General features: G+C 36.6%; 11 protein-coding genes and 1 rRNA gene. 4 read left to right on the top strand and 8 right to left on the bottom strand.

Going from position 1 to position 13833, the window contains the following annotated elements; all coding sequences use genetic code 11:
• Nucleotide 1: 1 nt before the first annotated feature.
• Nucleotides 2-787 (bottom strand): flagellar basal-body rod protein FlgG, encoded by a 786-nt coding sequence (gene flgG / locus AXG55_RS11680; RefSeq protein WP_148698288.1) that lies wholly within the window; start codon nucleotides 785-787, stop codon nucleotides 2-4.
• Nucleotides 788-927: 140 nt separating this feature from the next.
• Between flgG and AXG55_RS11675 the strand changes: the two genes are divergently transcribed.
• Together AXG55_RS11675 and AXG55_RS11670 are read left to right on the top strand one after the other, a co-directional pair.
• Nucleotides 928-1809: an alpha/beta fold hydrolase gene (locus AXG55_RS11675; RefSeq protein ID WP_148698287.1), complete on the top strand. Its 882-nt coding sequence runs from the start codon at nucleotides 928-930 to the stop codon at nucleotides 1807-1809.
• A 22-nt stretch (nucleotides 1810-1831) separates the two neighbouring features.
• A complete protein-coding gene (locus tag AXG55_RS11670) occupies nucleotides 1832-3790 on the top strand; it encodes an ABC-F family ATP-binding cassette domain-containing protein (RefSeq protein ID WP_148698286.1) in 1959 nt (652 codons plus the stop codon).
• A gap of 1 nt (nucleotide 3791) precedes the next feature.
• Here AXG55_RS11670 and AXG55_RS11665 read toward each other — a convergent pair whose 3' ends face one another.
• The 5 genes from AXG55_RS11665 to AXG55_RS11645 form a co-directional block, all read right to left on the bottom strand.
• Nucleotides 3792-5789 carry a SpoIIE family protein phosphatase gene (locus AXG55_RS11665; RefSeq protein WP_233231188.1) on the bottom strand — a complete coding sequence of 666 codons (1998 nt, stop codon included), beginning with the start codon at nucleotides 5787-5789 and terminating at the stop codon, nucleotides 3792-3794.
• 37 nt (nucleotides 5790-5826) lie between these two features.
• The gene (locus tag AXG55_RS11660) at nucleotides 5827-6156 is read right to left on the bottom strand and encodes a hypothetical protein (protein ID WP_148698284.1); all 330 of its coding nucleotides are present in this window, start codon (nucleotides 6154-6156) and stop codon (nucleotides 5827-5829) included.
• A gap of 184 nt (nucleotides 6157-6340) precedes the next feature.
• A complete protein-coding gene (locus AXG55_RS11655) occupies nucleotides 6341-7126 on the bottom strand; it encodes an autotransporter outer membrane beta-barrel domain-containing protein (RefSeq protein ID WP_148698283.1) in 786 nt (261 codons plus the stop codon).
• A 34-nt stretch (nucleotides 7127-7160) separates the two neighbouring features.
• Nucleotides 7161-8702, bottom strand: a complete 1542-nt coding sequence (locus AXG55_RS11650; protein ID WP_148698282.1) for a response regulator — start codon at nucleotides 8700-8702, stop codon at nucleotides 7161-7163.
• A gap of 60 nt (nucleotides 8703-8762) precedes the next feature.
• The gene (locus AXG55_RS11645) at nucleotides 8763-9536 is read right to left on the bottom strand and encodes a hypothetical protein (RefSeq protein ID WP_148698281.1); all 774 of its coding nucleotides are present in this window, start codon (nucleotides 9534-9536) and stop codon (nucleotides 8763-8765) included.
• Nucleotides 9537-9702: 166 nt separating this feature from the next.
• Between AXG55_RS11645 and AXG55_RS11640 the strand changes: the two genes are divergently transcribed.
• Nucleotides 9703-10347 (top strand): hypothetical protein, encoded by a 645-nt coding sequence (locus tag AXG55_RS11640; protein ID WP_148698280.1) that lies wholly within the window; start codon nucleotides 9703-9705, stop codon nucleotides 10345-10347.
• Here AXG55_RS11640 and AXG55_RS11635 read toward each other — a convergent pair.
• Nucleotides 10344-10949, bottom strand: a complete 606-nt coding sequence (locus tag AXG55_RS11635) for a hypothetical protein (RefSeq protein WP_148698279.1) — start codon at nucleotides 10947-10949, stop codon at nucleotides 10344-10346. The two genes, AXG55_RS11640 and AXG55_RS11635, sit on opposite strands and share 4 nt — an antisense overlap.
• A 154-nt stretch (nucleotides 10950-11103) precedes the next feature.
• Nucleotides 11104-11832: a 4-hydroxy-tetrahydrodipicolinate reductase gene (locus tag AXG55_RS11630; protein ID WP_148698278.1), complete on the bottom strand. Its 729-nt coding sequence runs from the start codon at nucleotides 11830-11832 to the stop codon at nucleotides 11104-11106.
• Nucleotides 11833-12229: 397 nt separating this feature from the next.
• On the opposite strand from AXG55_RS11630, the gene AXG55_RS11625 reads away from it, so the two are divergent.
• A 16S ribosomal RNA gene (locus AXG55_RS11625) occupies nucleotides 12230-13760 on the top strand.
• The last annotated feature ends 73 nt before the right edge of the window (nucleotides 13761-13833 follow it).

Genomic DNA, 13833 nt, shown 5'->3' with positions numbered 1-13833 from the left:
ACTACTTCATTTGGTTTGTTGAAGCGAGCATTTCATCGCCTGTTTTTATCACTTTACTATTTAGTTCGTAAGCTCTTTGTCCTACAATAAGTTGAACCATTTCTTCAACAATATTTACGTTACTTGTTTCTAATTCACCCTGATCAATTGTTCCCAATCCATTTTCTCCCGGAATCGAGACAATAGGTTCGCCTGAGGCTGCTGTTACGGTATAAAGGTTTCTACCCATTGAGTTTAGGCCTGCGGGGTTTATGAAATTTGCCAATTGAATTTGCCCTAAATTTCTCGGATCTTGCTCACCACTTACTTTAGCCGTGACAATGCCATCGATTCCAATGTTCAAATGCAATGTGTTTTGCGGGACCACGATTTCAGGAATTAAAGGGAGTCCTTCTGCTGTCACAATGCGGCCATCGGCGCTGCGGCGAAATGTCCCATCACGACTGTAAGCAATATTTCCGTCAGGAAGCTGAATGCGAAAGAAACCTTTCCCCATAATGGCCATGTCTGTGTCTTTGTTTGTAATTTTAATAGCGCCTTCCTCAAATGATTTTTCAACAGAAACAATTTTGGAGCCATTTCCTATTTGAATGCCGCTGGGAGCTACGACTCCCGTTGTTGTTTGTAAGCCTGGTGCGCGGATGTTTTGATATAGCAGATCATGAAAATACGCTCTGCTTGCCTTGAAACCAATCGTATTTACGTTTGCCATATTGTTCGATAGCGTATCAATTAATCTCTGCTGTGAATCCATGCCTGTTGCAGCGGTGTTTAAACTACGCAGCATAACAGCCCCCTTTTGGTTTCAAGAAAAAATGATCTTGAGTTCTTCTTGCAGGATAAATTGTTTTCGTTTGAAAGTTGTGTGAAAACATTGCAGCTATCTGAAATGCTATAGGAAAATTTGAAGCAAGAGGAGATTGCAGTATGTTTCAAGAACGTGCAGAAATCATAAAAAGTTTTGATGAAAACGAGCTTTTTTTCCGTGTTTACACTCCTGCAAAAAGAGTTCAGCAGGAGTCAAATTTAGAAGGTGTTGTTCTTGCCGTGCATGGTTTTGGGGAACACAGTGGCAGATATTCTCATGTAGCAAAAACAGTCTGTGCAAAAAATTTAGCTTTTGCCATTTTTGATATTAGGGGGCATGGAAAGTCAGGACCTGTCAGAGGAGATGCGGAAAATTTACACGCCATGGTGCTAGATGTGATTTTTATGATAAATTATGTCAAACAAATTCTTGGTTTTACTAAGCAAAAAAACTCTTTTTTTGGAATAATGGGGCATAGTTTTGGATCGTTGTTAGTGACTTATGCGGCGGCACATCTTGCCGATTCTTGTCCCCCTCTTTTTTTAAGTTCACCTTGCTATGGTGTAAAAGAAGAGATTCCTATTTGGAAAAGATTTTTAGCAGATAAAGTTTCAAAATATCTTCCAAAAATATTAGCTCCTATTGGCATTCTCCCTGAAAAACTTTCAAATAATCCAGAGAATAATCAAGCAGCAAAAGACGATGAATTGAATTTAAAATATATAACAGCAAGAATGGGAAATACATTTTTATCTGCTGTAGAAGAAAAAAAAATAATCCAAGCCATTCGCTTGATATCGGCACCTGTTACCATTGTTGCAGCAGAGGATGATAAATTGGTCAAATTGGAAGTGACGAAAAAATGCGTGCCTTATTTCTCTCACAATGATAGCTCTTTTAAGGTGATTCAGGGGGCTGGACATGAGATTTTTAATGAAACGGAACAATATCGTTCTCAAGCCCTTTCTGATTTAATTCATTGGATTGATAAAAGAAATTGAACAATAGGAATGGGACTGTAGCATGATCCGGATCGAAAATTTAGCCAAGGCATATGGTAAAAAAGTACTTTTTCAAAACTCCTCTTATCATTTTCCAGAAGGGGAGAGGGTTGCTTTGGTCGGTCCTAATGGGGCTGGAAAATCGACCTTACTCAATATTATTTGTGGACTTGATGAGGCAGATTCTGGAGAAATTTTAAAACCTGCCCGTGTTAACTTAGGTTATTTACCCCAGGAACCTAACCCTAATCCGAAGCCGACTGTTCTTGAGGAATGTGTTGACGGTGCCCTAAAACTTCGTGAACTTAAAATTCAGCTCGACAATATTCTTTTGGAAATGGAAAATAATTATAGTGAAGATGTTCATAAGAAATTTGAAAAAATCGAAGATAATTTTCGTGAAGCGGGCGGCTATGCTCTGGAAGCTCGTGCCAAAGGAATTTTAATAGGCCTTGGATTTTTAGCTTCGCAACTTGGAAAAAGTCCCAAGCAGCTTTCTGGTGGCTGGAGAATGCGTCTTGAATTGGCCCGTGTGTTTTTAAATGATCCGGAATTTCTTGTTCTTGACGAACCTACAAATCACCTCGATTTGCCGAGTTTAATTTGGGTGGAAAAGTTTTTGCAAGATTTTAAAGGAACATTGTTATTTGTTTCACATGATAGAGCTTTATTAAATAGATTGTCTACAATTACCCTTCATTTATACAACGGAAAATTTACTCCCTATAAAGGAAATTTTGATTCCTTTTTAGAGCAAAGAGAACAACGTTTAGAACTCGAAACAGCTGCTTTTGAAAGACATAAAAAAAGAGCTGATGAAATTCAAAAATTTGTTGACAGATTTAAAGCAAAAGCTTCTAAAGCGAAACAAGCGCAAAGCCGCATGAAAATGCTGACACGTATGAAAGAGCTCGAAGATAGTTTTGATATTGATGACAATGTCGAAGAAATTTCATTTTCCTTACCTAAAGTAACACAAAGTGGCAAGGAAGTTTTGAAAGTAGAATCCATGAGTATAGGATATACTTCTATTTTATCGAAAGACATTAAATTAAATGTATTACGTGGACAAAAAATAGCAATTATTGGTCCTAATGGTATTGGAAAATCAACTTTTCTAAAAACAATTGCCAGCAAAATACAATCTCTTTCGGGAGGTTTTGAGCTTGGCCATAATGTCTCCATGGCTTTTTTTGCACAGGATCAATTGGAAAATCTTGATGAACATAAAACCATACTTGAAAATGTGATGAGCATATCTGACGATGTGGGCGAACGCAAAGCAAGAAGCTTATTAGGAAGTTTTCTCTTTCGCGGGGACGATGTTTTTAAACGAGTGGGTGTGTTATCTGGCGGTGAAAAAAGTCGTGTTGGTTTAGCGTGTTTATTATTGCAACAAGCCAATTTCTTATTACTTGATGAACCTACAAACCACTTAGATATGTCCAGCGCTGAAATTCTTGCGGGCGCCATTGAAGAGTATGAAGGTACTTTGTTATTTGTGAGCCACGATAGAAACTTTATTGATTCCATTTGTACCCATGTTTTTGCCATGACAAACGATGGTCGATTTGCTTTATTTGAAGGTAAATTAGATGACTATGAAAGATTAGCCCCCTTGTCCGGCTTTCCTGATATTCTTAGTCCTGATAGAAGTATGGAAATGGCACGAATCGTTGAGGATAATTCGAATGCTATTTTTCAAAATGAAAAATCTGGCGAAGACATAAAGCAGCAACAAAAAGATGTGAAAAAAGAAAAGCAAAAATTAGAAAAAGCGAAAGATAAAATTGAATCTGAAATTTTAAATTTAACAAATAAAATAAAAGAATTAGAAATTAAAATTGAAAAAGAAGACACAAGTAATTATCATAAAATTGATGAACTTGACAAGGAGCTTCAAATGCTTAAAAAGAAATTGCTTTCAGATGAAGAAATATGGCTTCAAATAGAAGCTGAAATTATTAAATTAATGGAATGATTTAAGTATTTAAATTAAATTTACAAACAAGGAATGTAACATCGTCATCAAGTTTTTTATGCGATATAAATTCTCTAAATTCTGTTATGATACATTCTTTCATTTCTTTCGCTTCTTTATCAGAATATTTTTGTAAAGCATTTTTTAATCTTCTTTCGGTAAATTCATCTCCGTTTTTATTTGTTGCTTCAACCAGTCCATCGGAAAAGATAAAAAGAACATCGCCTGGCTCAAGTTTTATTTGTCTTTGATCGTATGCATAACTTGTTTGTCCTTCAGAAGTTGATAATAATTCATAACCTAAAGGTCTTCCTTGAGCGATTAATTTTTCAACAACTTTACCATTGTTTTTAAGTTTAATCATCATGGGGAAGTTATGAGCGGCATTAGAAAAAGTAATAGTGCCGTTAATAGGATCGAGAATGGCGGCAAACATCGTCATTACTTTATTACCATCGCCACTCTGTCTTACGACAGTGTCGAGCTGGCTTAGAATGTCTTTTGATGTAATTTCAGGTTGAATGTGAATAGAATCGCAATATCCTTTCACAACAGCAGTCAATAAGGCGCTTGCGGTACCGTGGCCTGTTACGTCCCCTAAAAGAAGTAACAATTTCTCATTAGGAAGAATATAATAATTCCACCAATCTCCCGCGCATTCTGCCGCAGCTTCAAAGTGATTTGCTAATTCAAAATTACCCACTTTTCTATATTCAAATTTTGGCATTAAATTATTTTGCACCAGTCGTGCTGTTTCTTGTTCGCTAACAAGTCTTTGTTGTTCCTTTTGATCTGCTACGAAATGAATATTATCTAATGCATTAGTAATGCTAATTTGTAAAGCACGAATGGCATTATAAATAGATTCTGCTGCAGTAAAAGAATAAAGATGAGCACTTCTTAAATCATCAATTTGAAGAATAATACAAATTTTATTTGATGAATCTTTAATAAAGAAACGTTTTTTATTTGGTGGATCATCAATCTCATCTGTCAATTTGATCATGCTGCGTGTCCCTGATTTTAGCATTTCATGGAAACCTTCTGTAGGGTTTGATTGCAGCATGGTATTGATGACAAAAAACTCCGTATTAATATTTAATTTAGCTATTTTATTAAGTGATTCTGAAACTTGAATAGCAACATCACTTATATTAAATTTGCTAGAAATTTTTATACCTTCCTCGGCAAGGAGCTTTAAATTTTCTTGATTAACTTCAATTTGGGTGATCATCATATTGAAATTTCTTAAGAGATCTACCATTTCATCTTTACTTCTTTTAGGAACATCTATTTTTGTAAATTTTCCTTTCGCAATATTTATACTTGCTTGGCTTAATTTTAAGATACTATTTATAAGGGTTTTCCTTAATAAAAATCCAATTGATACCACAAGCATAATGGTAACACATAAGGCAAGAATAACAACGCCTCTTATCATGGAACGAATTGCAGTTGTAATATTGTCTGTTGAATAATCAAGTACAAAATAGCCAATGACAGATGCACTCGCATTTGTCCCCTTTTTATGCTGCATCGCTCCTATAATTCTTGATGTGTCGTTTACTGAATTTTCATTATAAATAAAAAACTCTTCATTTGCAGCAGACTTCTTTTCAAGGAGATCTTTATTTTCAGGAGAGATTATTTTATTTGTTTCAACTGTTTTATCATTATCTCTTACGTTAGATATTTTTCCTGTGCTTTTATCTTTAAAAAGATATGTGACCAATATTGTATCAGCATCATAAATGTAAATTTTATTTGCGTAATTATTTTCAATAATATTTGATAATGTTTCTTTAATTCCTGTAATATCAAATTCCCAAAGGTAACGAGTAATGGTGGGAAGGAATAAAGAGTAAATAAGTTTATGAGAACGAAAGGCTTCTTCTTCAAGATTTTTCTGCAACATATATATTGCTAAACTTGTAAACATGACCATGACAACCACAACGGCAGCCAATAACCATGAAAGAATTTTTGCAGTCAGCCTCATATTCGCTCCCATTTACTCCATTTAAATAATTGAGCTTTTAAGCCGCAATGTCTGGTGGAGTTGGATCGTCATCTGGTAAAAAATCATCTTTGGGAAGTTGTCCATAGTGCTCTGGTGAAGTCACTTGCTCCCATTTATATAAAACGCCTGCTTTACCTTGGTACCAAAATTGCAATCCTACTGAAGTCGTCGCATAGCGCTCGAATGCAATAACTCGTGTGGTATCGTTGGCTAAAGTAAGTAAAATTTTGTTTCCTGATAATTTTATTTTCATAACTCTTTCGTGTTTCGTTCCCTCTAGCCATAGTAGCGTGCACTTTGAAGTGACAAGCTCTCTGAGTTTCTTTTGCAAGGTAAAAAAAATCATAATAAAAGCCTCCATGGCATTGCAGGAACACGTCTTGAATTCCTGTGGCAAAAAGGCTTTCTTGTGAGAACTCCCAGATGCTTGTTCAAGATTTCGGATATTCAATTTTGGAATTAACAGAGCAAAAATTTCCTATTGTAGGAAGTTATTGGGGTGATATGCAATTTTGATGATTTTATTGATTTTAAATTTCTATAGAAAGTTTTGCATTATATATTGTTTGGCTTGAAGAAATTTGGGCTTCGACACCTAATCCTAAGAGTGCTGAAAGTTGCAAACCTAAAATTCCGTATGTTTCTGTCCATGATAGACTTTTAGACAAGGTAACATATTGATTTGTGATATTTGTGCTGGCATTTGACCAATTATTTCCAACTCCAACATAAGGCTTTAATATAGCTAATTTAGCACCAAGCAGTGCTTCTACGTTGGTTGAGTTGGCATCTAATGGGGCAAATCCTTGAATGCGCGTGTAACCCCCTCGAAGGGCGAAAGATACAGGGACGAGTCTTGGATCAAATAAAGAATATTGAACAGCAATACCCGAAAGTACGATTGAACTTTGAGGAATGGTTGCGTAGTTAACAGCAACATCTAAGCCTCCGGGGATATCTATTTTAGCAATAAGTCTTGGTATGACAATGGCTGAGGGAAAATTATTAGCTGAATCGGTGTATTTATTTAAAGAATCTGTTGTTGATTGAGGGATATTTACATAAGAAACGCCCCCGCCAACTGAAATTCCTACCGGAATAATACGACCTATATTTCTTGAGGGTGAAGACATAAATTGAAATCGGGTTGGATTTACAATTGTAGTGACTATATTCTTATAGTCTCCGTCAGGTATTTGAGATGAAAAGTTAAAATTCATTGTATTATCAGCAAATGAAGAATTTACAAATGTAAGTAATGATATTGTGATTATATTTCTACAGTTAATTAATTTGGATAACTTTTTATTTTTCATACTTTTTCCTTTTAAAAAAGACAAAATATACATATTATAAAGGAAGTATATTTTCAATTGTTTCTTTAAGCAGTTGTGTTGGTATTGGTTTGGTTAGAAAACCTTTTGAATATTTTGCTAAAATATCTAATATTGGCTTAGAAATATCATCTTCATTTGCTCCTGTAATAAAAATAAAGGGAATTTCTGGTGAGGTCGCACTCATTTTCTTTAGTAAATCGAGGCCACTTTCTTGCGTTAAAAAAAGATCCGAAATAATGAGGTCGATTTTCTTAGATTCTAGCATTTGAGTTGCTTCGGCAATTGTACTTGCTACGGAGACACCATATCCCATTTTACTAATTTTCAAACTTAAAATGGTACGAAGATCTTTTTCGTCATCTAGAATAAGAATGTTTTTTAAGGGGCCTTCTTTTTGATTCATTTTGGAAATATGTAGGGGCTGTGGTATGGCGTAACCTGTTTCAGAATGTGTTATTTGTAATTCTCCGCAAGGAATAGATATACAAAAAACAACTCCGCCAAAAGAGGCTTTGGCACAGGTTATATTAGCAGAAATTCTTTGTGCAATTTTTGAGGTAAAATGAAAAACATATGCTAAGTCAGCTTGAGGCGTTTGAGTAGAATAATTTAATTTTGTAGGATCGAATTTAGCTGTTCCATTAGGCTCTAACCAAATATATAAGGATAATAAATTCATAAATTTATTATTTTGGTTTGATTTGTTTGGATCGATTTTACCAAAGCACATAGATTGAATTAAAGTACCTGGATTTTGCCACTCTCCTAATAGTTTCCATAAATGAACCCATATTTGTTCAAATATAATTTGATCAAATTGAACATTAACGCTTGGAATATGCAAGGCAGACCAATTTAATGTTTTAGGTGGTTGTTGAGTTAACTCTTGAATGTTTTTTACAATATCTCTAATATTATGTTCTTTGATATTGATTTTTGTTTTACCACGAAGTGCTCTGATGCGATTTATAATTCCCGTCATATGAGCTGTATTCGATATTAATTTTTCTTGTATTGTTTTTAATTCACTTTTAACTTCAGGGACATTGTCTGGCACGTGCTGATAAACATCTTCTAGCATTTCTGTATAACCATGTACTTTTGCCAGAGCATTCATGAGTTCATGAAAACTCCACACACTCAGTTGTCCAATGGAAGTCAATAAGGAGTACATTCCTTCGTCTTGTAGAGAAAGTGGTTCAATATTATCTTGTGCAGGCATGTCTTTAGAAGCATCTTTGATCATCGTTTTAAGTTTTGAAATTTTTTCTTTTAGTGCAGATTTTATTTCTTCTGTAATGGTAAGATTTTCAACACGAATTCTGTCAAAATCAGGTTCAATCATTTTTGAAATAAATTCTGCTATGTGATGTTGATGGCAGGTTATTGCAAAGGTTTTCATCGCGCTTGTTGTTCTGGAGAGGGCATCAAAAAGTTCGGGTTTTGCGCCTTCTTTTAGCAAAACGTTAGCAATACCATTTAGTTCGATTACTTTTTGATTACTGTTTTTTGAAAACGCTAAGAGTATCTCTTTTTCAGTAATTGTATTAGACATACCATTAAGCTCCTATGTGAAATCTGTTGTCAGCTTAATTGTAACTCTAATTTTGAATAGCTATGTGCCAATTTTACGTGTAGAGCAATTTGCAATTTCTCCGGACTCTAATCCATTATTTTCTAAAGATGCCGCGGCCAAATGGCGTGAACGAACCACAGGAAAGGGATATGTTTCTTTATCAGCCTTAGGGGCATAACCTATTATTGTTTTACAGAAAAATCCTTTTAAAAAACGATCTATTTTTGCAAATTCAGTTTTAGCTTCTTCTGAAAATTTGCAGTTCACGCAATTGATCATAATGCTATAGGGCGTGTGCCATAACATGAGAATATTTTGGAGTTTAGATTTAAAAATAGAGATATCGGAAGCAGTGACAAATTCCGTATCAGCTAAAAAATTAATTTCCATAACATGAGCATTAAAGTCATTATCAATCTGAATTTTACTGCGTAAATCGGTAATATTTTTTTCAAAACCATTACCTCGGGCAAGTCCTGTTTGTGCCGATGCCGTATCGATTCCAATAACAGTTTCAAAATGAACCGTTACTTTTTCAGAATTTTCATCGTAAAATCCGATTATTTTTCTCATAAAAAAATTTTTAAAGAAGTTAATTAATTTTTCAAATGCCAATTGATAATCAGAATTTAATTTAAAATTCCTTAAATCAAATAAACAAGTATAAGGAGAATGCCAAGATTTTAAATTTTTTGTCCAAGCATCTTTTAATATTGCCAGGTCTTCTTCATTTTCAATTTTATACCCATTTGGAAACACAACTACGATGACTCGTGCTGAAAAATGATTTTCAAATTCAATTTCATTAGCCATTATCAAGCTCCATACAATTTTATTAATAAATTAAAACCGTTTTTCACAAAACTTCTGATACAGAATGATTTTGCTTCGATCATTTTTTAACATACTATAAGGACTTGACTGAGGCGAGAGATAAAACTTATTGGTAAATCTGTTTTTTCAATAGGAAGGGAACATCATGAAATCGCTTTTTTTATTTTTTACGCAATCTGAAATGGGTGCTCCCGACTATTTAAGTCGAACAGGAGAGCAAGGCGCCGAAACTCTTACTGAAACTATTATTTCTTTTTTATCTGAAACTCTTAAAATTAATATTCAAGAAAAGTATGATATTCGTGCAAAATCATTGAATGAAGATGTTATTTGGCGATCGTTTAAAGAGCAAGATAGTTTTGAAAAGGCAATATCAGCTTCTCTTAAATTATTTCCTGATATTATAATGGTTTCTGGAAATGAAGATAGAACTTTTAAGACATGCGAAACTTTGGCAAAAGGACTCGCATTACCCATTTGTGTGGACAACCGCTTTGACAAACATACTCTTTCAAATCCCCAAATTGGTACTTTAAAAGATGCCTTGGAACGCTTGTCCCAATTTTTTTCCAATGAAAATAATCCTCAAATAGTTCTTGTAGGAACTTCATTAAATTCAATTTTAGAGTGGATAAAAAGTCTAAATTTACCTGAATATTCTGATAATTTTGAAAAAATATTAAATTTATCTTCTAAAAATGATTCCATTCCCACAGTACTTATTGCTGGATTTAGTAAAGAAAATAATAATGTAGAATGGATTTTTGACCTGCCTAGGGAAGAAAATTAGTGGCGTGTGATTTTTAAGACACCTATATTCAAATCTTTTTTCTCCGATTTACCAGTATCTAACTTCAATATATTTTGTGCCAATGATGTCATTTGATCCATGCCCATGTTCTGTTGCTGAGGCGTAAATCCTTTAGGAAGATTTGCGCTTTCTTTTTTCATTTTACGTAGCATAAAACGAATTCCAATTATCGCATAAAGTCTTGGAATTATAAAATGTGTGTCTTTGGGAGTGCTTTCAATCATCTTATTCATTTGTTCCATGATGTGTCTTGGCACATTGCGCTCGTAACCGCGTGGGGTGAGCTTTTTCCAATCAATTTCCATCCACATTCCAGAGCCAGATAATTTAGTAGGACTGATGAGTTTGGTGCATAAATATTTAACCAATAATAGGGGAATAAAAGCACCAAGACCTATGTAAGAATTTGTTGCAAATCCAAAAATAAATGCAATTAAAAATGCAATAACATAATCAGTAGTAGAAAGTTTGAAAGATGCTGACGGTAGTTTCTGGTAAAATTGAAATAGGATATAAAATATACCTACTATTGAACCAATAACTAAAAATAATACTCTAAAAACAAGAATGACGGTATCCATATTCCAACCAAATTAAATTAAGTGAGAGAGTGTCATCAACCAAAATTTTATAAGTTTACTATGATTTTATTATGCTTACAAAATTTTGGGCGAATCCCTATGAAGGTATAATAGAGCCTTACATTTTATGCAATAGATCGAATCTGAGACCTGATTATGATATGAAAAAGTCTTCTTTTCTAAGAAATCCTGGTTTTGGAGCTTGAGTATATATATTTTTGCAAAGCTCAATGGCTCCTTCGGCAAAGAGTTTGCGCGCGTGAGCCGTGTGTTTGATTTCAAGACTTTCTGAATCAGCACTCAAATGAATCGAGTGATCGCCTACGACTTTACCAACGCGGACTGAGCTTATTTGCTTCGCTGGGATTTTACCGGCCTCAGCTAGAGTGATTGCTGTTCCACTGGGCGCATCTTTTTTGAGAGTGTGATGAATTTCTGTCATTGCCATATCAAAGCCTAGAGCTCTTGCCAGCTCAGTTACAGTTAAGCCCTGAGATGTTTTTGCTTTTAATATCTCTTCAAAAAGATAAACACCTTTAGAAAAATTAGAGACCATGCAGATGGGGATTTTTTGCGAAGTGCTTAAAAGCAACTGCTTTTGGCGGTCATTATGACCTGTGGTGCCTATGACGAGGCCTTTAATTTGTTTTAGATTTTTTTCTTCTAAATTATTGATAATATTACATATATTTTCTGTGCCAACAGGTAAGCTGATGTCCAATATAATCATACTTTCAGAGACATGTTGAAGCAACTGCATAAAACTTGGGATGTTTTGCAAGTCCTCACGCGCTATTTTGGTAAAGGTAAGCTTTTGTTGAACTAAATTTTCGCAAACGAGTGTGCCGAGTCTTCCTGAGGCTCCAATAAGTCCTATATGCATAAAAAATCCTTAAAAATTAAGATATTCAATGTCGGCAGGAACAATATATCGATTGTCCAAAAATGAAAAGCGACTTTCTTTAGCAAAATAACATCATGAAAATATTGAATAAAAAAATAAGTGGAAAATTCTTTGCAAAAAGTTTGACAAAAGAATTCGGTTTCTGTAGCTACTTCATTCACCAGCAGGTGAAAAGGTTCTGAAAAGAATCTAACAACCTGAAAACGCTGGTTAAGTAATTTGACAAGAGAAGAAAGCAAAAACAGAGTGCGGTTCCCGAGCAACGTTGGATTAGGAATGTAAAAGTTTTTAAGAAGAGGTTGTTAAGGTTCCGTAAAAGAACCGTCAAGATAGTAAAAAAATCGTGGGACTAGAAATAGTTCAACGTAAGTAAATTAGAGCTAAGAGTTTGATCCTGGCTCAGAACGAACGCTGGCGGCGTGCCTAACACATGCAAGTCGAACGGAGGTAGCAATACCTTAGTGGCGCACGGGTGAGTAATGCATGGGAATCTGCCTTTTGGAGGGGGATAACTACGGGAAACTGTAGCTAAGACCGCGTAAGCAGCAGCGATGCTGGAAATGCCGGGACCTTCGGGCCGGCAGCCGAAAGATGAGCCCATGTTCCATTAGCTAGTTGGCGGGGTAACAGCCCACCAAGGCGAAGATGGATAGCTGGTCTGAGAGGACGATCAGCCACACTGGGACTGAGACACGGCCCAGACTCCTACGGGAGGCAGCAGTGGGGAATATTGCGCAATGGGGGAAACCCTGACGCAGCAACGCCGCGTGAGTGATGAAGGCCTTCGGGTTGTAAAGCTCTTTCGGTTGGGAAGAAGGGGAGTTGTTTTAATAAAGCAGTTCTTTGATGGTACCAAAAGAAGAAGCACCGGCAAACTTCGTGCCAGCAGCCGCGGTAATACGAAGGGTGCGAGCGTTGTTCGGAATTACTGGGCGTAAAGGGTTCGTAGGCGGGAATGCAAGTCAAGTGTGAAATCCCCAGGCTTAACCTGGGACGTGCATTTGAGACTGTGTTTCTTGAGTTTCGGAGAGGGTGGTGGAATTGCTGGTGTAGGAGTGACATCCGTAGAGATCAGCAGGAACACCGGAGGCGAAGGCGACCACCTGGCCGAATACTGACGCTGAGGAACGAAAGCGTGGGGAGCAAACAGGATTAGATACCCTGGTAGTCCACGCCGTAAACGATGATAACTAGGTGTTGGGGGAGTTGACCCCTCCAGTACCGTAGCCCACGCGCTAAGTTATCCGCCTGGGGAGTACGGTCGCAAGACTAAAACTCAAAGGAATTGACGGGGGCCCGCACAAGAGGTGGAGTATGTGGTTTAATTCGAAGCAACGCGAAGAACCTTACCTGGGTTTGACATACCGTGAAAAGCGCAGAGATGCGTAATAGTAGCAATACACACGGATACAGGTGCTGCATGGCTGTCGTCAGCTCGTGTCGTGAGATGTTGGGTTAAGTCCCGCAACGAGCGCAACCCTTTCCCTTATTTGGCATCATTAAGTTGGCAACTATAGGGGTACTGCCGGTGATAAACCGGAGGAAGGTGGGGATGACGTCAAGTCCTCATGGCCCTTACATCCAGGGCTACACACGTACTACAATGGCCAAGACAAAGCGAAGCAAAGCCGAGAGGTGGAGCCAAACGCAAAAACATGGTCTCAGTTCGGATTGTGGTCTGCAACTCGACCACATGAAGTTGGAATCTCTAGTAATCGCAGATCATCAGGCTGCGGTGAATACGTTCCCGGGCCTTGTACACACCGCCCGTCAAACCACGAAAGTTGCATAAGCCAGAAGCAGGTGGGCTAACCGTAAGGGGGCAGCCTGCCAAGGCTTGTGCGATGATTGGGGTTAAGTCGTAACAAGGTAGCCGTAGGGGAACCTGCGGCTGGATCACCTCCTTTCTAGGAATTTCGAGTTCTCTGTAAAGAGACTCTATTCTAGGTCAAGGGAACCGCACTCTGTTTTTGTAATCTT

Origin of the sequence: Silvanigrella aquatica (assembly GCF_001907975.1) — a bacterium.
GTDB classification, from domain to species: Bacteria; Bdellovibrionota_B; Oligoflexia; order Silvanigrellales; family Silvanigrellaceae; genus Silvanigrella; species Silvanigrella aquatica.
The sequence above is the reverse complement of the archived record's forward strand: the minus strand, read 5'-3'. Positions and strand labels throughout refer to the sequence as shown.

Excerpts from the sequence above, each read along its gene's own strand:
- flgG (WP_148698288.1), bottom strand. The coding sequence starts at position 787 with ATGCTGCGTAGTTTAAACACCGCTGCAACAGGCATGGATTCACAGCAG.
- AXG55_RS11675 (WP_148698287.1), top strand. The coding sequence starts at position 928 with ATGTTTCAAGAACGTGCAGAAATCATAAAAAGTTTTGATGAAAACGAG.
- AXG55_RS11670 (WP_148698286.1), top strand. The coding sequence starts at position 1,832 with ATGATCCGGATCGAAAATTTAGCCAAGGCATATGGTAAAAAAGTACTT.
- AXG55_RS11665 (WP_233231188.1), bottom strand. The coding sequence starts at position 5,789 with ATGAGGCTGACTGCAAAAATTCTTTCATGGTTATTGGCTGCCGTTGTG.
- AXG55_RS11660 (WP_148698284.1), bottom strand. The coding sequence starts at position 6,156 with ATGATTTTTTTTACCTTGCAAAAGAAACTCAGAGAGCTTGTCACTTCA.
- AXG55_RS11655 (WP_148698283.1), bottom strand. The coding sequence starts at position 7,126 with ATGAAAAATAAAAAGTTATCCAAATTAATTAACTGTAGAAATATAATC.
- AXG55_RS11650 (WP_148698282.1), bottom strand. The coding sequence starts at position 8,702 with ATGTCTAATACAATTACTGAAAAAGAGATACTCTTAGCGTTTTCAAAA.
- AXG55_RS11645 (WP_148698281.1), bottom strand. The coding sequence starts at position 9,536 with ATGGCTAATGAAATTGAATTTGAAAATCATTTTTCAGCACGAGTCATC.
- AXG55_RS11640 (WP_148698280.1), top strand. The coding sequence starts at position 9,703 with ATGAAATCGCTTTTTTTATTTTTTACGCAATCTGAAATGGGTGCTCCC.
- AXG55_RS11635 (WP_148698279.1), bottom strand. The coding sequence starts at position 10,949 with ATGGATACCGTCATTCTTGTTTTTAGAGTATTATTTTTAGTTATTGGT.
- AXG55_RS11630 (WP_148698278.1), bottom strand. The coding sequence starts at position 11,832 with ATGCATATAGGACTTATTGGAGCCTCAGGAAGACTCGGCACACTCGTT.